Source organism: Streptomyces sp. CAU 1734, from assembly GCF_039888735.1.
Classification (GTDB): domain Bacteria; phylum Actinomycetota; class Actinomycetes; order Streptomycetales; family Streptomycetaceae; genus Streptomyces.
Window position 1 is genome coordinate 12,948 of the sequence record NZ_JBDQQP010000012.1, and the last position, 17,093, is coordinate 30,040.

27 protein-coding genes are annotated in these 17,093 nt (G+C 69.8%); 22 read left to right on the top strand and 5 right to left on the bottom strand.

Features of this window, described 5'->3' with window-relative positions:
* Window positions 1-513: 513 nt before the first annotated feature.
* The 3 genes from AAFN69_RS22840 to AAFN69_RS22850 form a co-directional block, all read right to left on the bottom strand.
* Window positions 514-954, bottom strand: a complete 441-nt coding sequence (locus AAFN69_RS22840; protein ID WP_347730539.1) for a hypothetical protein — start codon at window positions 952-954, stop codon at window positions 514-516.
* 69 nt (window positions 955-1,023) lie between these two features.
* Entirely contained in the window at window positions 1,024-1,197 is a 174-nt protein-coding gene (locus AAFN69_RS22845) for a hypothetical protein (RefSeq protein ID WP_347730540.1), read from the bottom strand.
* Window positions 1,198-1,226: 29 nt separating this feature from the next.
* Window positions 1,227-1,433 (bottom strand): hypothetical protein, encoded by a 207-nt coding sequence (locus tag AAFN69_RS22850; protein WP_347730541.1) that lies wholly within the window; start codon window positions 1,431-1,433, stop codon window positions 1,227-1,229.
* Between the two features lie 272 nt (window positions 1,434-1,705).
* Here AAFN69_RS22850 and AAFN69_RS22855 point away from each other — a divergent pair, with 272 nt between their 5' ends.
* The 12 genes from AAFN69_RS22855 (at window position 1,706) to AAFN69_RS22910 (ending at window position 9,206) form a co-directional block, all read left to right on the top strand.
* Complete coding sequence (locus AAFN69_RS22855; RefSeq protein WP_347730542.1) at window positions 1,706-1,975, top strand: hypothetical protein; 270 nt, start codon at window positions 1,706-1,708, stop codon at window positions 1,973-1,975.
* A gap of 71 nt (window positions 1,976-2,046) precedes the next feature.
* Window positions 2,047-2,328: a hypothetical protein gene (locus AAFN69_RS22860; RefSeq protein WP_347730543.1), complete on the top strand. Its 282-nt coding sequence runs from the start codon at window positions 2,047-2,049 to the stop codon at window positions 2,326-2,328.
* A 68-nt stretch (window positions 2,329-2,396) separates the two neighbouring features.
* A complete protein-coding gene (locus AAFN69_RS22865; RefSeq protein ID WP_347730544.1) occupies window positions 2,397-2,645 on the top strand; it encodes a hypothetical protein in 249 nt (82 codons plus the stop codon).
* A 327-nt stretch (window positions 2,646-2,972) separates the two neighbouring features.
* Window positions 2,973-3,236: a hypothetical protein gene (locus AAFN69_RS22870; RefSeq protein ID WP_347730545.1), complete on the top strand. Its 264-nt coding sequence runs from the start codon at window positions 2,973-2,975 to the stop codon at window positions 3,234-3,236.
* 77 nt (window positions 3,237-3,313) lie between these two features.
* Entirely contained in the window at window positions 3,314-3,721 is a 408-nt protein-coding gene (locus AAFN69_RS22875; RefSeq protein ID WP_347730546.1) for a hypothetical protein, read from the top strand.
* A gap of 177 nt (window positions 3,722-3,898) precedes the next feature.
* Entirely contained in the window at window positions 3,899-4,297 is a 399-nt protein-coding gene (locus AAFN69_RS22880; RefSeq protein WP_347730547.1) for a hypothetical protein, read from the top strand.
* 123 nt (window positions 4,298-4,420) lie between these two features.
* Window positions 4,421-4,708, top strand: coding sequence for a hypothetical protein (locus AAFN69_RS22885; protein WP_347730548.1), 288 nt, complete (start codon window positions 4,421-4,423; stop codon window positions 4,706-4,708).
* A gap of 138 nt (window positions 4,709-4,846) precedes the next feature.
* A complete protein-coding gene (locus tag AAFN69_RS22890) occupies window positions 4,847-5,356 on the top strand; it encodes a hypothetical protein (RefSeq protein ID WP_347730549.1) in 510 nt (169 codons plus the stop codon).
* 1,645 nt (window positions 5,357-7,001) lie between these two features.
* Entirely contained in the window at window positions 7,002-7,208 is a 207-nt protein-coding gene (locus AAFN69_RS22895; protein WP_347730550.1) for a hypothetical protein, read from the top strand.
* Window positions 7,177-7,560, top strand: a complete 384-nt coding sequence (locus AAFN69_RS22900; RefSeq protein ID WP_347730551.1) for a hypothetical protein — start codon at window positions 7,177-7,179, stop codon at window positions 7,558-7,560. Before AAFN69_RS22895 ends, AAFN69_RS22900 begins: the two co-directional genes overlap by 32 nt.
* 49 nt (window positions 7,561-7,609) lie before the next feature.
* Window positions 7,610-8,170, top strand: coding sequence for a hypothetical protein (locus AAFN69_RS22905; protein WP_347730552.1), 561 nt, complete (start codon window positions 7,610-7,612; stop codon window positions 8,168-8,170).
* A 124-nt stretch (window positions 8,171-8,294) separates the two neighbouring features.
* Entirely contained in the window at window positions 8,295-9,206 is a 912-nt protein-coding gene (locus tag AAFN69_RS22910; protein ID WP_347730553.1) for a hypothetical protein, read from the top strand.
* 183 nt (window positions 9,207-9,389) lie between these two features.
* Here the strand turns inward: AAFN69_RS22910 and AAFN69_RS22915 are convergent, their stop codons facing one another.
* Window positions 9,390-9,623, bottom strand: coding sequence for a hypothetical protein (locus AAFN69_RS22915; RefSeq protein ID WP_347730554.1), 234 nt, complete (start codon window positions 9,621-9,623; stop codon window positions 9,390-9,392).
* Window positions 9,624-9,807: 184 nt separating this feature from the next.
* Between AAFN69_RS22915 and AAFN69_RS22920 the strand changes: the two genes are divergently transcribed.
* The 9 genes from AAFN69_RS22920 to AAFN69_RS22960 all read left to right on the top strand — a co-directional run bounded on the left by AAFN69_RS22920 (window position 9,808) and on the right by AAFN69_RS22960 (window position 15,738).
* Window positions 9,808-10,812, top strand: coding sequence for a DUF932 domain-containing protein (locus AAFN69_RS22920; protein ID WP_347730555.1), 1,005 nt, complete (start codon window positions 9,808-9,810; stop codon window positions 10,810-10,812).
* Window positions 10,813-10,931: 119 nt separating this feature from the next.
* Window positions 10,932-11,105, top strand: a complete 174-nt coding sequence (locus tag AAFN69_RS22925) for a hypothetical protein (protein ID WP_347730556.1) — start codon at window positions 10,932-10,934, stop codon at window positions 11,103-11,105.
* 135 nt (window positions 11,106-11,240) lie between these two features.
* Window positions 11,241-11,534 (top strand): hypothetical protein, encoded by a 294-nt coding sequence (locus tag AAFN69_RS22930; protein WP_347730557.1) that lies wholly within the window; start codon window positions 11,241-11,243, stop codon window positions 11,532-11,534.
* A gap of 44 nt (window positions 11,535-11,578) precedes the next feature.
* Window positions 11,579-12,064, top strand: a complete 486-nt coding sequence (locus AAFN69_RS22935) for a hypothetical protein (protein WP_347730558.1) — start codon at window positions 11,579-11,581, stop codon at window positions 12,062-12,064.
* Entirely contained in the window at window positions 12,061-12,327 is a 267-nt protein-coding gene (locus AAFN69_RS22940) for a hypothetical protein (protein WP_347730559.1), read from the top strand. Before AAFN69_RS22935 ends, AAFN69_RS22940 begins: the two co-directional genes overlap by 4 nt.
* A 92-nt stretch (window positions 12,328-12,419) precedes the next feature.
* Window positions 12,420-13,703, top strand: a complete 1,284-nt coding sequence (locus AAFN69_RS22945; RefSeq protein ID WP_347730560.1) for a DNA polymerase III subunit beta — start codon at window positions 12,420-12,422, stop codon at window positions 13,701-13,703.
* 363 nt (window positions 13,704-14,066) lie between these two features.
* Complete coding sequence (locus tag AAFN69_RS22950; RefSeq protein ID WP_347730561.1) at window positions 14,067-14,900, top strand: toxin glutamine deamidase domain-containing protein; 834 nt, start codon at window positions 14,067-14,069, stop codon at window positions 14,898-14,900.
* A gap of 92 nt (window positions 14,901-14,992) precedes the next feature.
* The gene (locus tag AAFN69_RS22955) at window positions 14,993-15,286 is read left to right on the top strand and encodes a hypothetical protein (protein WP_347730562.1); all 294 of its coding nucleotides are present in this window, start codon (window positions 14,993-14,995) and stop codon (window positions 15,284-15,286) included.
* Window positions 15,287-15,507: 221 nt separating this feature from the next.
* Complete coding sequence (locus AAFN69_RS22960) at window positions 15,508-15,738, top strand: hypothetical protein (RefSeq protein ID WP_347730563.1); 231 nt, start codon at window positions 15,508-15,510, stop codon at window positions 15,736-15,738.
* 286 nt (window positions 15,739-16,024) lie between these two features.
* Here the strand turns inward: AAFN69_RS22960 and AAFN69_RS22965 are convergent, their stop codons facing one another.
* Entirely contained in the window at window positions 16,025-16,375 is a 351-nt protein-coding gene (locus AAFN69_RS22965; RefSeq protein WP_347730564.1) for a hypothetical protein, read from the bottom strand.
* 334 nt (window positions 16,376-16,709) lie between these two features.
* Between AAFN69_RS22965 and AAFN69_RS22970 the strand changes: the two genes are divergently transcribed.
* Window positions 16,710-17,051 carry a hypothetical protein gene (locus AAFN69_RS22970; RefSeq protein WP_347730565.1) on the top strand — a complete coding sequence of 114 codons (342 nt, stop codon included), beginning with the start codon at window positions 16,710-16,712 and terminating at the stop codon, window positions 17,049-17,051.
* The last annotated feature ends 42 nt before the right edge of the window (window positions 17,052-17,093 follow it).

Below are 17,093 nucleotides of genomic sequence, written 5' to 3' on the forward strand. Positions count from 1 at the left end.
CTGACACATAAAGACTAACATCAAACTCGCCTCACAGTCAAGCTATATGTGTCACGGGTCGGGGGGCGGCACACACCCACACACAAGAGGAGTCGCCCGTCACCCAGACGCCGGCTGACTGCACCCGGGGCGCTGGAGACCGGGCCGCCAATGGGCGGCGGGGGCCGGTAGGGACCGCGGAAGCGGCCCGGAAGGCGAGCAGCCGGGGTGCCCTCGGCTGGCAATCCCTTGCGGGGGCCGTTTCCCGCCCACAGCCAGGCCCCGAGGGCGAGTTCATCGGTCGCGGCGTCGCGAGCCTCCCGGGGCGATCCTTCCGAGGCGTCGTCGGCGTTAGACATCCGTCGGTCGACGGACGTGCGGGCGGCATCTCCATGAGGCGCGGTGTCACGCTGTCACGCCCGCCTGTGGCTTGCCCTGTTGAAGTCTTCTTCGCAGTTCAGGGCCACTATTGAGTCACCGTGACAGGCGGCGTGACACCAGGCTGGGAGGGACACCGCCCCTGGCTGCCGTTCGTCACTTCACGGGGGAGAACCGGTTCGTGGTCCGCTCGCGGCCTTGACGATCGCGGTAGGCGAAGGTCTGGGTGCTGCCGTCCACACGGGAGACCTTGCCGTCGTACTGCCACCGTCCCACCCGGGCGCGGATGTACTCAATCTCGATGGTGACAACCCGGTCCCCCGGGTGCAGCTTCGCCGCATTCGCAGCGTCCTCGGGCGTGGCATAGAGGACCGCAGACGTCGCAGCGTCCGGCCGGTAGACCTCCGCGAAGCGGTTGACGGACATCGCGCTGTGCGTGGTCGACGGGCTGTCCCGCCCGTCGGCGCCAAAGGCGTCGAAGGCCACGGCGGGCCCAGCCTCGGACGCCCAGATCCGCGTCACCTTGACGCGCAGCCAGCGTCCGGCATCGTTCGCACGCTCGTAGGTCAGACCCTCTTGGATGTCCTTGACGTACATGTGTTCCCTCAACTTCGGCGACAGTAGATGAGGCGCTGCGAGCGCCTGGCAGGTGAGCAGCGGTGCTTCCTACCCCGACAGGGACGAGTAGCGGATCGCCGCCCGCTTCGCTCCGCTGCGGTCGCGCTGCCGGTTGGTCCCGCCCGCGTGGAGGCCACTCGCGCCGGACCGCCGGAGGTTCTGGACCGCCAGCGCGCGGACGCGGTTCTTCGAGCTGGGGATGTGGCTGTTCTTCTGCTTCACCGATCTGCCTCCTTGTCAGGTGCTGTGCACTAATGCGAGGTGAGACGTGCGAAGACGCGGCGGCCTGCGGCCTCGTCGGGGTGCCGGTTTCCCGTGAGGGCGTCGAGCGCGATGTAAAGACCGGCGAGTTCGCCGTCGTTGCGAGCATCGGCGCACGCCGAACCGGTCCGTGCCCAGCCCTCGCGATCCCGGATGGTGTCCACAAGGGTGTTCACTGCGGTGGCGGGGTCGATCACGGTCGGCTCCTTCGTTCGGCACGCAGCAGGCCGGCAGGTGCCTGCATCGCCCGCCCCCTATTCACTAATCTACCCTCCAGGCCAGCATAAGTCAAGTTTTATGTGTCACTCAGCCGCGAGGAGCCCCGCTCCCGCGAGACACTCTCCCGCTTCATGCTGACACATAAAACTTGACTGCTATCCCTTCATGGGGTAGATTAATGAATACAGGCCGGGGTGATGCAAGCGCCCCGGACGACGCCACTACAGAACACCGCAGGACAGGAGTCGCCATGACCACCATGCTCGCCGAGGCCCCGGCCGCCACCCTCACCCGGCCCATGGAGGTCGTGGAGTTCGACAGGATCGCCTGCGACCAGTGCAACCGGAAGTCCGCCTTCCTCGACGACGAGGACGAGGGCACCGAGGCCGCGCACGACGCCGGATGGCACGTCTACAACCGGGACGACTGCGGCTGCCCCATCCTGTGCCGCGACTGCACCGAGGACTCGTGCGGCGTACGCGATGACTCGCCCCGCCTCTTCGGGATGAGAGTCATCTGACCACCCACACCGGCGGGCCGCACCTGGCGGCCCGCCCTCCACTCCCCTCCGCCGAGAAGCAAGGAGTCGACTTGCAGGCCGACCAGCGCCAACAGAGAATCCGCACGCTCATCCAGACCGCTTCCGCCGAGCAGCTCCGCACCGCACTGAAGGCCGTCCTGTCGGTCACGGCCACGGTCCAACGCGAGCGCGATCACTCCGACTTCCCCGACTTCCCCGACTACTCCGACTACGACCTGCCCGGCTCCCGATCGCAGGAAGACGGCGAGTTCAAGGCCCGCAGCTACGTAGGCCAAGACGTGGACGTCTTGGTCCTTGCAGCCCTTGAGGCTGGGACCGACTGCGGTTCCTGATCGGCCCTCCCGCCACCGCGTCCGCGCCGCGCTGGCCGCACACCGTCCACGGCTATCCGAGGAGTTCCATGTCGCACGAGACCACCAGCCCCGATCAGCCGGCTCACCCGGCAGCCGATACACGTCGCTCCACCGCGCTCGTCGGCGTGAGCGCGTCGTTCACGCCCGACGAACTGGAGTGCCTGGTCCGCACGGCGGCTGACGCGGTCTACGGGGAACCTGAAGACCTCAGCAGCCGCCAGCTCGACATGGCAGCGCGCGCCCGCGTTCTGATGGACCTGGAGATGGGGGCGGACGACGGCGAACTTCCTGAGTGAGCGGTGACGCCATTCTCACGAACGCGCTGCGTGCCCGGCCGTGCAGGAAGGCGGCGGGGTGGGCCTGTGCGCCGCCCGCTTCGCGATCTTCGAACTGCGTGCTCCCCTGTATCGCGCACCGCCTGGGCCGTCGGCGGCCGACGTGGTGGCGTTGCAGGGCATCACCGAGCGCGTGATCCACGACTCCCCCGGAACCGGCGATCAACCACCAACAACTGACACATAAAACTTGACTCCGCTTCACTGGTTGAGGTAGATTAATGATTGTCGGAACGGGGTGATGCAAGCGCCCCGAACGGCCGCTACAGAACCCATCGAAGGAGTCTCATGTCTCTCCCCGCCATCGCCCCCGAAGGCACCTACGACGTCCGCCTCCACGAGCCCGCGCCGTTCAACTACGCCGTGGAGACCAAGCGCGGCGTGCCCGGCTCCCAGGTGGTGGAGGTGGCCCGCGAGCTGATGAAGAAGGACGCGGTGGACCACGCGGCCACGTGGTCCGACGTTGAGCCCGCCTATGTCCCCTCGGCCTACCAGGTGAAGGTCTTCGATGTGAGCGGCAAGTGGCCGGTGCGAGTGGCCTTCCAGCTCTGACGGAGCGGGCCGCGCCCCAGACGGGGCGCGGCCCGGCCCCGCACACCGCTTGCCTCACCTCCTGGAGAGACTTTTCGATGGACACTCCCCGTGCCGCCCGCTCGTTCCCGCACCGCTGGTGCACCTCCGTCGGCCGCCCGGTCCTGGTCGCCGGGGTGCTGCCCGCCCTCTTCGGCGGGGCCACCTCGGTCATGCTTCTGGCGCTCGTCCTGGTCGGCGGCCTCGGTGCGCTGATGCTCACCTGCGCACTGCACGAGGGCCATACCGACCACCACCGGCCCGCACGGGCCGGGTTCGCACTGGCCACCGACGCGCTGCTAGTACTGGTGGCCGCCGGGCTTCTCCTCGGTGCCCTGCTCGCCAGCACAGGTACCGCGCCTCTCCTGTCAGCCGGTGACACCGTCATGTTCCTCGCGGGCTTCGCCATCCTGTGCGCGCTCCAGCACCTCAGCCACCGGCACTCGCACCGCCGCCGCTACCGCTGAACCACCTGCGGGTCCACCGGCAAGCACTCCTCCGACCACCCACACCGCGTGTGCCGCCTGCTCCACGGGGCGGTATCGGCAGACCTGCTCACCCTCGCCGCCCTCCTGTGTCGTGCGCACCTGGCTCGCCCCGGCCACGGCGGCCGTCCGTGTGCCGAGCCCTCCGGACTCTGCGCCGTGTTCTCGGTCCCCATCCTCGGCGCGCTGCACCACCTCGCCCACGGCCGCGCGGTGCGCTCCGTCGAGCCTGCAGCGGAGCAGGACGACGGCACCGGCACGGACCGCGTACGCGGCTCACACACCTTGACCCCGAAGGAATCCATGTCCCTCCCCACTCGCGCCCGCCAGTTCAACACGACCGCCGGCTATCTCCCGCCGGACCGTAGCGACCCCGACACCTTTCCCGTCGTCGTTCTGGCCGGGCTCCGGATCGGTGCCTTCATCACGGACGAGGGAAGCGTGTTCATCGGCGTGAGCAGCGAATTCGCCGACCCCGAGTTGCGCTCGCCCGACGCCATGATCCCCGTGGAGTTCCGCATCGACAGCCACCCCAGTCAATACGGCCGATGCGCCTGACCCTCCCCCAGGGCGACACATAAAACTTGACCAATGAGAGGATTTAAGGGTAGAATAATGATTGTTCAGGGGGTGGACCTTCCGGAGCGGAAGACCACCCGACCCCCAGGCGAAGGAGAATCGGTGCCCCATCTGCCCCGCGAAACCTCGACCGACACCGCCGAATACGTGTGGATCATGTCGCGCGGCGAGCATTACGAGGGCAGCGAAGTGGTTGAGGTGTTCACCGATCCCGCCTTCGCACTGGACGAATTCGCCGCCGAGGCGAAGCGGCAGGGCCTCCCGCGGGCGGAGAAGGTGCGCGTCATGCTCGAATTCCATCTCTTCGAGCGCGGCGTGCACTACCTGGAGCTGCGACGGCACCCGGTACGCCAGCGCACACCCCGCCCCGAGCGGGCCGAGCGAGGATAGAGCCGCAACCAGGGTTCCCCCCCTTCCCATATTTGACACATAAAACTTGCCTCCAATCCGACTCGCGCGATAGAATAATGTCAACTGATGGGGAGGCAAGCCCCGCCGGCGGACGCTACGGAAAGCCGAGAGAACGCTGTGCCGAGCACCCGACTAACCACCACCCACCTCCACGAGGCCCTGCACGAACTCCTGCTCGCCGCCCCCCTGCGGGCCGATGACGGGCATCCCGAGTTCCCCCTGTTCGTCTACCACGGCCGCCCGGCCTGCCTGAACGCCGAGCTGCTCGCCGGGTTCGGCGCGAACATCAACCAGCTCAAGTCCATGGCCGGAGCACTGGATGCCGCCGAGCAGGAATGGGAGAAGGTCAGGCATCCGCTCCGGCGCCGGTTCACCCCGCACGCTTGGTCGTGCCTGGGCCGTCTGGTCGGTGGCGGCACGGCGGGCGCGTGGGCGAACAGCCACCGCCTGGCGTTCGGGCCGACGCGGCGCTCGCTGAGCGCCGAACTTGAGTGGTCGATCGACCGGCGCAAGCGCCCCTGGCTGTACGACCCGGCGGAGGTCGAGCAGCCGAAGACCCTCCGGGAGCCCCACCCCGGCTGCTCCGAGTACGTCGTCCCTCCAACTGCACGCCGGGGTTGGATCTAGAGGTGCCCTGAGGCGCTCACGCCTCGAATCTCAGGCATCGACGCAGGTCAGAGGTGTCACGCCATTCACCGTGACACCCGCCGTGACACCCGGCGTGACACCCGGCGTGACACCCGGCGTGACACCTCTCGTGACAGTTCGGCGCCCTGCCCGGCCACCGTCGCCGGAAGGGGCCGGCCCGGCCGCGCCGCAGGCCCTGCTCCACGGCCGGACACGCTGGAGTGGTTCCCGCACCCTCAACGAGCCGGAGCGCCTCACCCGTTCGACGTCCTCTGCGCCGTCCGGCCTGTCAGACGGCGCACCCCTCTGTCCTATCTGCTGCGGCTCGGCCGGGCCGCAGCAGATAGGGCAGAGGGGTGGCCTCATCAACGCGCTGCATAGCGGCGTTTCGGAGCCGCTGGCTCGACGCGCTCCACAACCGGCGCACTCAGCCCGCTCAGACCTCGCCCGCTTCCGCGGGCGACACACCCCGTGTCCCTCCTCGGCGGCGCGGCCGGTGAGCCGGAGCGCCGTCCCAACACGGGTCTCCCGCGACCGCCGCCCCGATTCTGGCAGCCGGCGGTCCAGCTCGTTCCGCCATTCACCGCGCGCTCTCGCGCTGGAGTCTCCTGAGCACCACCACTTCCGACCCTCTTGCCAGATTAATGAATGCTGGGGCCGATCTCGGTATCCCCGCTTCCGGCACGCGCTCCCGGTCGCCGAGCCGAGGAGGATGTGTCTCGCGCCCGATCAGCGCCGCCCAGGTGACAGCTCTCGGCCGAGAGCCCCACCAATACCTTCGGCCCGGAACGGTCGAGGATCCACCCGGCCTGCTGGCAGACCTCCGACACCGTGAGGCTGTCGGGCACCGGGGACCGCTCGGACAGCCTCACGGTCACCGCCCGCCGGACCAGACGAAGACCTGCTTCAGCTTTTCGTCTGGGCAGCATCACCGCCGATCCGGAGGCGTTGCTGCCGTCCTGCGTGCCACGGTTCTCCTCGTGCAGCAGGCCGCCGCGAGTCGCCGTTCACTAAACGGCCGAGCCGGGCAGTCCCGCAGCACGACGCCCCGCACGCGACGGCAGCACGGCAGCAGCTGCACCCCCGGTGGTGCAGCTGCTGCCCGGCGAAAGTGCAGGTGAAGGGTGTGCAACACGCTGTGTTGCAGCGCGCTGCACACGCTCGCCGTACTGCCACTTCTGGTGCGCAGCATGACGAGAGCCTGCGGGCAGGAGTCCGCGTGCAGCGTGCTGCCAGCAGCGCTGCCCTGGCCCGGCGCTGCACGGCCAGCGCTGTGAGTCCGCGGCCGTGCAGCTGCTGCATGTCCGCAGCAGGCACTGCACGTCGGCCTCGCACGCGTCGACCGGGGGACACCGCGGCGGCAGCGGCTGCCGCTGGAGTCGCCTTCCACACGGCGCCGGCAAGGGCGCCGCGCTCGCGGGCCGCAGACTGCGCCCGTCATGGCACGCGAGCCCAGGCCCGGGGAGTCATCACATAGTGACACATAAAACTTGACTGCCGATCAGGCTTGGCGATAGAATAATGATCATTGAAAGGATGGGATTCTGTAGCTCCCACGCGTGCCGTACGAACTCTCGGAAAGTACGCGTTGGCCCCGCCTGTCTGCGCTCGACCGTCTCGTCCGGACCATCATGGAGAGGAACGCGTGACCAACACCGTCACCGAAACCAGCCCCGACCCCGGCTCGCTCCAGCACTACGTCCTGCGGGCTTCCACTGATCCGGTCAAGCACGACCTGGAGCTGATCCACACCACATGCGGCTCCCGCCTGTGCGACGCCGAGCACGACGACAGCCTTGACGTGCTGGTCCACGTGGCGGGTGCGCACGCCGCCAACTGCAATCGCCCCTGAGCCTCAGTCGGGCCTCCCGCGTCTCGGCCGCACCGAAGAGCGGATCACCGTTCGAGCTCTGCCAGCCGGGCCGCTCACCGACTACACCGCCGTCTGCTCGGTCCACGGCGACGTCGGCCTGCCCAACGAGCAAGAAGAGGCCATCTTCCGCCGCAAGGCCCACATCGTCGAGGCGCACACCGCGCGTCCGCTGCCCCTGGGCCGCTCAGCCTCCGCGCAGGCGCTCCCGCCAGTCGTACTGGGCCACCTGCGGGCCGCCACCGAACTGCGCCGCCTGAGCCTTTCCGACCCCACGGAGACGCTGCTGCAACTCGTCGTCGAACTGCTCGCCGACACGCGCCCTGACGCCTGACCATGCCTTCCCGGCCCGCCCACCACGCACCCGAAGGAGCAAGCACCCGTTGAGCGCCGAATGCCCCGATGAGGTCCCGGAGAAGGTCGAAGTGGACCTCCACGCGCTGACGCTGCGGGGGGACACCACGTTCCGCGACCTGCGCGAGGGCAGCATCATCCGCCTCGACCAGGACACCCTGGCAATCCCCGCCGGATGGTGGCGGGCCGGCTCCGTCTACAGCAACGGAGGAGGCAGCCACCGCTACCGCTGCCGGACCCTCACCCCCGCCGATGGCCAGCACGACGGCGCTCCGGTAGCCCGTGTCGCCGACGGCTGGTCCTCGCCCTGGCCGGTCCAGGTTCACGGCGTACGCCTGGGCGAGCTGCGGGCCAGGCTCGCCGACCTGGCCGATGTCGACGACGACGCGCTCGTCGTGCTCGCGCCGCCGGACCACTGCGCCGATGGCGGCGAGTTCTCCCCCGTGTCGTTCGTGCACACCGGCCTGTACGTCCCGGACATCACCGGCCGCGGCTCGGTCGGAGGGCTCTACGAAACGCATCCCCGCGACCCCGCCGACGCGGCGCCGCCCGGCGCGCTGCCGGCCGTCGCCCTCTACGCCTCCACCTGACCACGCAGGCACATAAAACTTGACAGTCAAGAACCTTGCGTATAGATTAATGAATATCAGGAGAGAGTGACCCGTCTTGCGTGGTCTCCCTCCACCCGCCCCCGCTACAGCTACTGGAGTCGCCATGAAGAGCCGTCAGGAGGTCATCAAGGCATTTGCCGAGCTTCCCGAGGACATCACGACCCGCGACATCGCGGGCGCCACGGGACGTGGCGTGCCCGGTGTGCAGAACTGGATCACGCATGACAAGACGTTCCCGGGCGAGTCGGCCCCGCCCCGGGGCCGCACGAAGTACCGCAGCAAGACCAAGGTGCTGGAGTGGTACCTGTCGCAGTCCTTCGCAGGGGATGACCGGCTCGGCCCGCGTGCGATGGGTGAGTCTGCCCGGCGGGTCCAGCCGGAGCTGGAGCGCATGAACATCAAGGAGCTCGCCGGCGTCCTGGGTGTCACTCCGGCCGCCGTGCGGCACCACATCACGGCCAACCAGCCGGGCGAGTGTGTAGACCCCTTCCCCGCATCTGGCGACGACGGCAGGCGGCCCTGGCCGCAGGTGCGTTCGTGGCTGCTGCGTCACGACGATCCGCTGCCCGGACCCGGTGAGTCGGGGGCGCCGGACTGGGCCGAGGTGCGCGGGTGGCTGCTGCGGAATGCCGCCGACGGCCTGGAGCATCCCGACGCGGAGGGTCTGACACTGGGGCAGCGCGACCTCATCGAGCGCGCCCGGGCAGCGAAGGCGGCCGGAGTGAAGATCCCGGCCGAGTGGCTGTCGGAGGTGCTCGGCATCGAGGACACCCGCAAGGTCGGCCGGCTCCTGCGGGGAGCTCCGGCACGCGCGCAGCCCGCGCGGCTGCGTCCTACGGCCCTGGCCCGGCACTTCGGCCTGACGGTGAGCCAGGTGAAGCATTTCGAGCGCCATTACGTCCCTGAGGAGTTCAGCGACGCCTTCCCCGGCAAGGACGAGAGCAGCACCCGGGACGTCGGGGACGTCCGGGCGTGGCTGGAGAGGAACAACAAGCTGCCCGCCGACAGCCGGTGATCGGGGCGGGGACCGTGTTCCCGCCCCGCCGTTCTCACGGCTCCAACCCCCCCGGGCTGTAGCGAGGGGTCAGGCGATCTTGCAGTCCGCTTCTCCGGAAGCGGAGGGCTTCGACCCTGTCGTCTGGCTCCGTCCTCATGTCCGCGCGTCCGCACCGTCCGCCCGCATCCGGCCGACGGTGCGTCAGCCGCGCTCGTCGGCGGCCCCGGTGGCCTTGGCCACCCGCTCCTGGTGGCGCCGGCGCCAGCCGTCCCGGGCAAGCCACACTGTGCAGACTGCCGTGCACGCCGCAGCCGCGAGGCTGAGTCCGCCCGCGTTCTTCGAGGCTGCCGCCAGGGCCGCGGCCAAGGCGAGAGTCCCCACCACGACGACTACTGAGGCGCGGGCGTTCGCCCGCTTCACAGCACGCTTGTCCATCTCTTGTCCTCCACTCGTCACGACTTGTCCGGGGGCGCGCACCCCATGCTGCGCCTGCGCATTCTCGCGAACCCCGGGCCACCCATCCATTATGACACATAAAACTTGACTCAGTCGACCCATCCGAGGTATATTATATGTGTCAGGAGGTCGGACGGGGCCTCCACTGGACGAGGGAGACGCTGTGACTGTTCTTGAGATCCCCAGCACTGAGGGAACCGCCCGCCGCGCGCCGGGCCGCCCCGACGCCTGGACCATTCTGGGCACCGACGTGTCGGCCGCCGACACCGCCCGCGAGGCCCTGGACATGGGTCACATGCGCAACTGGAACGTCCGGCTGTGGACGGACACCCGTGCCCGTCACGCGGACGAGTCCGGCGTAACCGAGCTGGCCATGCCCGACACCCGGGCGGCTATCCGCACCAACCCCTCCACGGGGGACGCCGAGTACATGGGCCGGGTCGGCAACCAGTACACCGCCGTCCAGGTAGAGGACCACGAGGAGATCCTTGACATGGTCCGCCGCGAGTCCGGCGCGACCTTCCACAAGCTCGGTGCCTACGGTCGCAACGGCAGCCGGTACTTCATCTCGATGACCCTGCCGCGCGTCGTACGCATCGGCGGCATCGACGAGCACAGGATGCACCTGACCCTCTTCGGCAGCCACAACGGCTCCTCATCCAACTCCCTGCACATCGGCTCAACCCGCCTGGACTGCGGCAACATGCAGCGCTTGATCATCTCCGGGGCCAAGCACAAGTATTCGATCCCGCACACCGCCTCGGCCCCGGTCAAGCTGCTCAAGGTCCAGCAGTCGCTCGCCACCCTCTTCGAGTGGCAGGACGCCTTCGAGCGCGAGGCACAGCGCCTGCTCGACACTCCGCTGACCCTCGGACAGTTCGAGAAGGTCGTCACCCGCGTCTTCGACGACCCGGCCCTCCCGAGCAAGACGCAGCACAAGAACATCGCCGTCCGGAACAACGCGCTGCGCGGCCTGTTCGAGGACGCCGCGACGCAGCAGACCATCCGGGGAACCGCCTGGGCGGGCTGGAACGCGATCGGCGAGTACCTGGACCACATCGCACCGGCGAAGTCCGGCTCCAGCCGCGCCGCCCGCTCACTGGCCGACTCCGGAGCCGTCACCGATCGCAAGACCGAGGCGTACAAGCTGCTGACTCTCGCCGCCTGACAGCCGACTCACCGGGGGCCGCTGCGCCCCCGGTGAGCCCGACCCACACGCAACCCGCTCCGAGAGGGTGCCGTGGCAGTCGAATCCGCTGGCCAGACAGTGGGGGCAACGCGCGGAGCTTGGACGAGATCCGGTTCGACGGTCCGCACACGGGCAAGGCGCCCGGACCGAACCAGGACCGGGGGTGTCGGAGCTACTGCCCGGCCAGCCTCCGTGACGCGCCCGCATGGGTGCGCAACCTCGCCGACGACCACGGCGTTCCCGATCCGCTGGCCGCCGGGCAGCGGCCCTGAACCGGCCGTGCGGCTGACCGGCCCGTCCCCGGAGGCCGTACGGCCCCGGTCCGGCCCGCCGTCTTCCCCCGGGGGGGCGGGACCGCTCCCGCCCCCCCTCTGCCCCTCCCTCACCCTGGAAGGACCCCGCTGCACGTGACCGCCATGCTCGCGCCCGACGAGGCGCCGCCGTCCCTCACCAAGGTCAACGGTCTTGAGGTCATCGAGGTCGAGTTCGCCGACACTCCCCTGAGCACCCCGGACCGGCCGGTGCGCTTCAAGCAGCTGGAACTGGCCCGGTCTGCCCAGATGCTGCACACCGAACTGGAGCGCACCACCCGCGAACGCGACCGCCTGACCAAGAGCCTCAATGAGGAGTGGAAGCCGCGCGCCCTGGCCGCCGAGCGGCAGCTGAACAACATTCAGCGTGCGCTGGCGCCCGTCAGGTGAACACCCCCGCTCCCCTGCCACCGACGAAAGGACACATCGTTTCCATGACGGCTTCGACCGTCCAGCTCATCACCGTGGACTCCACCGCCTACGGCCCATACCCCGGGCTGCTGCCGAAGGAACTCGGCGCTTACGACGCGCCGCTGTTCACCCGCCGCAGCACGCAGCACATCATCGACGACCTGCACCGAGACGCCTGCGGCCTGTCGGCCGTTTGGGAGGGCGAGAGCCTGCGCTTCACCTGGACGAAGGCCTACCGCGGTGACACCGGCACGGAGATCGTGCACCCCGACCGGCACGGGCGGTACGCCATCGGCGGCCTGTGGCCGTGGATGGTATGGGACGAGGCCCTGCCCCATACCGCCGGGCAGCGCGCGTTCGCCGACGGGGTACGCGAAGCCTGCTCCGCCGGTGTCCCCGTACCTCCGGAGGGGCTGCGGCACCTGTACGACCGGGGCCGCGCCGAGGCGCAGAGCCTGACGCTGCTGCCGCTGCTGACCGCCTCCCCTGCCGGGTGCGGGGAGGGGTGAGCTCACCCGCCCTCGCCAGCGCCGACGTCGAGCGCGTGGCCCGTCACTTCGGAGCCGCCGAGCACGAGGCAGCCGGCACCGGGTGGCGATTTCGCTGCCCGTCCTGCGCGGGGTGGGACTTCGGCCCCACCCTGCCGTTGGTCACCTACGTCCGCATCTGGCTGCAAGGCGGCCGGATGCCCGGCGGAGTCCTCGGCGGCGCCGCGTGCCTGGACTGCGAGTACATCACTTCGCCCGGCGCGGTGGATGTCCCGCTCCCCTGACAACCGTCCACGCGCCCCGTCTGCCCTCGACCTGTCCGACCGGCCGCTCCCCGTACCCGATCTGATCCCTCTGCCAAGGAGGCAACCGCTTCGTGTCCCCCGCTACCGTCACCGTGCCCGACGCCCCCGCCGCTCCGGTCGCCCTGGCCCCGGCCAGGCCGACCGCGCGCATGTTCCTCGACCACGGCCCGCTCACCCGCGCCCTGAAGATCGCCGAGTTTGGTGTCGGCATGAAGTCCCTCTCCGAGGCGCAGCGCGGGGTTTTCATTGAGACGGGACGCGGCCGGGCGACGCTCACCACGTTCGACTACAAGACGGCCGTGTCGGTCTCCGTGCCGGGGCGCGCCCGCAAGGGCGGCAGTCTGCTGCACTTCGGGCAGTTGCAGAAGGCGCTGGCGGCCATGGTCGCAGGGGAGACGAAGGCCCGGGCCGAGCGCACTTCGGTGTCCCTGTCCGGCGACCTGCTGTCCACTGAGCACCTGACCGTGCCCATCGCCGCGCTGGAGATGGAGGAGTTCACCCGGCCGCCAGAGCCGGTGCCCGCGATGGCGACGGTGGACGCCGGGGAGTTCTTCGCCGAGCTCAAGCGGGTCCTGCCGGCCGTCGGACGCGACGACACCCTGCCGGTCCTCACCACGGTCCATCTGACTCTGTCGGGCCAGACCCTCACCATGGCGGCGACCGACCGCTACCGCCTGGCCGAAGGCCACGTCCGGGCCGAGGCCACCGTCCGCCCGCAGGACGAGCCGCTGAGCGTCCTGTTCCCCGCCAGCGTCCTTGCCGCGCTGCTGAAGCGGTTCACGTCCTACGACGGCCCGGTCGGCATCGGCCTGCTGGACGCCGCCAGCAGCGACATCCCCCGCGCTACCCTGTCGCTGGGGGACACCACGGTCACAGTGCGCGCCGAGGAAGGGAAGTTCCCCACCTACGCCGGGTTCTTCCCGAGCAAGTTCGCCGCCAGCGTCCGCTTGGACCGGGCCACCCTGGTCAAGGCGGCCAAGAAGAGCCGGGCCATGGTGCAGGCCGTCGGCGGAACGCACAGCCCCGTCGCCCTGCGCTGGAGCGGCGAAGGTGCGCTCGTCCTCGCCCCCGTCATCGGCACCCCCGCCCAGCAGGCCCGTGTGAAGGGCATGGCCGTCCCCTTCGCTCTCGACCATGGCACTACCGCGGACGTCGCGGGGATGAGCGTCCACCTCAACCCCGCCTTCTTGCTCGCTGCGCTCGACGCCTTCGCCGGTCAGGACACGGTCACCCTGCGCATTCGCCAGTTCAAGGAGGGGCAGGCCCGCGGGCCGGTGCTGCTGGCCGACGACCCGGCCGCCAAGGACACCTACCGGCACCTGCTGGTGCCGGTCCGTATTGGCCCGCCCATGTAGCCCTGCACGGCTCCGGACCGGGGCGCCGCCCGTCCGCGGCGCCCCGGTCCGGGTCGGTGCCCGGGTGGCGGCGAGATTCTCCCCAACCCCCACGGGCTGTGCCCCGCCACCCGCGCTGCACCGGCCCCCAGGACCAGTTGGAGATCCGCCCCGACTGGACCAGCTACCGCGCCAGCCACGAGCTCTCCTCCCCCGATCTGCTCGCCGAGGACCAGGCGTCTGGAACGCACCTTCTCCCCCGGCGCGCCGCCCGCCTGAGCCAGCGCGGCAGCGGTCATCGGCCTTGGTCTCTGTCCACAGGACCCCGGACCCACCGTTTGGGACGAACGGCCGCAGCCGAGCGGCCCGGGGCGAGGAGGACCCGTGTGTAGATCGCAGGCCCAGGGCGGTCGCCGCTGCCGCGGCAGCAGCCTGGCGGTGCGGCGGGCGACATACGCCGTGAGATCCTCCGCCGCGTCCAAGGCGGTCAACAAGGCCCTCGCCGACGGCGAGCTCGACCAGAACTCCGATGCGTACCGTCAGTTCGCGCTGGCGCACTCGTCCGCGCTGCGGGCCCGGATCCTGGCCAAGGAGGGGGACCACGACGGGGCGGCAGATGCCGCACTGAACGCCAAGAACGACATGAACCGCGCCGCGCGGCTGCTCAAGGCGGACGTCGCGCGGCGGGCCGAGCAGCGTCCGCCCGCGCAGAGCGCCGACGAGCAGATCAAGGGGACGCTGGAGAGGATCAACACCAAGTACAACCGGGACGATCCGGCCTACTCCCACAACTGCACCAGCGTGGTGCAGGCCTACGAGCTATCGAGGCGCGGCCAGAGTGTGAAGGCCGGCCCGCTGGAGCCCGGCAAGACCGGGGGCCGACCGCTGTCGGTGATCGAGGAGGCCTGGGGGGCATCGTTCACCACGGCCTACAGTTCACTTCCGTCGGATTCCGACGGAGGGCGCGCCGAGGTGGAGGAGGCGTTCAAGGAGCCCGGCTCCCGGGGGGTCGTGTTCGTGGCGTGGCGGTCGGGCGGTGCGCACGTGTTCAACGTCGAGAACTCTGGCGGCACGGTGCGCTTCGTCGACGGCCAGCCCAACCCGCCGGTCACGAACGCCGGCTTCTACTTCCGCCGCAGCCTCGTCACGAAGTGGGTGCGGCTCGACGACAAGCCCACCCCCGCGCCCGGCGCGACAGCCCGCTACCTCGAGCCATGATCCACACCACACATCGACACATATAACTTGACAGTACGCACCCTCATAGTGTAGATTAATGAATAGCTGAACGATAGAGGATGGGGATTGCCATGACGCTTTCTTACGAGGACGCCCGCGCGCGGGTCATCGACACGGCCAAGCCCGGCTGGGACAACGGCACGTTCTGCCTGGACGACCGGGAGATCACGGAGAACGACGACATGTTCGTCTTCAACGTCGGGGCTCGGGAGTTCCTGGTGGACAACAACACCTCGTTCGCGGTCGTCGGCGGCGTCTGGGTGGTCTACAAGTCCGACGGGCGGGTGACCACCGTCCCCTCCGTGGAGGTGGCGATGGACCAGAGCATCCGGACCCGGCCGAACCCGGACCCGACGATGAGCTGAGGCCCCTCGAACGGGCTGTTCGAAGCGGCGGCCGTCCCCTGAACGGGACGGCCGCCGCGTTCGCCGTGGCCACCGCGCCGCTCCGTCTCTGCCTCTGTCCACTACCGGATGGCACTGTGCCGCCGGCACCTCTGGCTCGCCTGGTCCGGAGGGCAGCGGGCAGCGGGCAGGACACCGTCCGCTGAGGGACCGTCATCGACTTCCGCCCGTTCCGGCAGATCGTGGACAGCCATGCCGACACCTGGCTATGGCCCCGCGCCCAAGAGGCCCCGCAGGATCACGGCGACGACGTGGCGGCCGGTTTGCGGGCCGCGCACAGCAGTCTGCTGACCGGTCTGGCCTGGATCGAGCGGCGCCGTCCCGCGGAGATGGGGCACGCGCTGGCTGCGGCCCTCGACCACGCCGCCCGGCTCGCCGAGACGCTCGACGCCGCGGACCGCGGAGTGAACTGAGCCCCGGCGCCGGACGACCTGGCGACCGTACCTGCGCGGCGGCGGAGCACTGGTGGGGCCGCGCGCTTCTGCCGCAGCCCGCCGCGCCGGTGAGCGGGGGCCCGGCCCGCGTCCGGGCGGGGGCTGCTCGCGCAGCGTGGTGCCGCTGCGGGTCCCCTGCGCACCGCGGTTCGTGCCGTCCGTCGGGATGAGGGAGTCGGCTCTCGGCCCGACGCCTCACCCGGCGAAGGGCCCGCCGATCCGCGCAGCGACGATGCCGCCGTCCCCGCTCGCGCAGGCGCCGTGATCACTCTTCCGGCTGCGGGCCGTCGCCCTTGCCGAACCGCTGGTGCCAGCGCAGAGCGCCCAGGTTCTGCCACAGCACCCCGAGCTCGATCTGGGCCTGAGTGAGCCCGGTCTCCTCGGCCAGCTCCTCCGGGCTGATCTTTCCGGCGTGAGCGTCGATCGTTCGTCCGATCTGGCCTGCCCACAGCTCGGCGTCCACGAACTGCCGCTGTCTGTACTGCTCCACCAGCTCAGCGAGGTGTTCGCGCGAGCACCCGACGACCCAGCGCTTGCCATCGAATGTCGGTTCCACCGCGTGGATGAACGACGAGTCAGGGACGAGGGCGTACAGCTCCGAGCTGTCCGAGACCATCGCCCCGCACAGGTCACACAGCTCGGGTTGAGCCTCTTCCCCATCGCCGATTTCCGGCCGGCTGTCCGTCACCCTTCCTTCATACCGCTCAGCCGCGGCAACCGGGCACCACGACGCCCTGACCTTGGAGAAAGCACCCCGATACCGCAAACAGGTACTGGGGATTCCCCAAGTCCCAGCGCGCTGCTGACGGTGCGGGGACGGGTTCTGATGACCGGCCGTCTACTCCCTCGTGGCCCGCGCCCGGCGTCCCCGGCCGGGGCGCCGCGGGCGCGCCGTGTGGCCACTCGCCCCCCCTATGTATGACCGGCTTTCCCGCGATGAGAGGACTCACATGGACATCGACCCCGAGATCAGCACCGCCAACGGCTTCCACATCGAGGACATCCCGTCCCGGTTCGTCAGCGGCTTCACCCGGTGGATCGAGGAGCGCGCCGACCTGAGCTGCCCCGGCGCGGAGTTCCTGATCGAGATGTGCGGCTTCCTCGCCCGGACCGAGGGTCTCGACGAGGAGGCCCTGCGCATGGTCGCCGGTCTGACCGGTGCCGACCCGCAGGAGATCGTGCGCGTCTACCGCACGGACAACACGACCTGGGCACAGACGCAGGCCGTCCTGGACGCGCAGGGCCTGACCAGCCTCGACGAGCACCTCGACGAGATCGGCCGGTGGGGGTGACACCGACCCAGCGCCGGGCACACCGCCGTCAGGCGGGGTGCC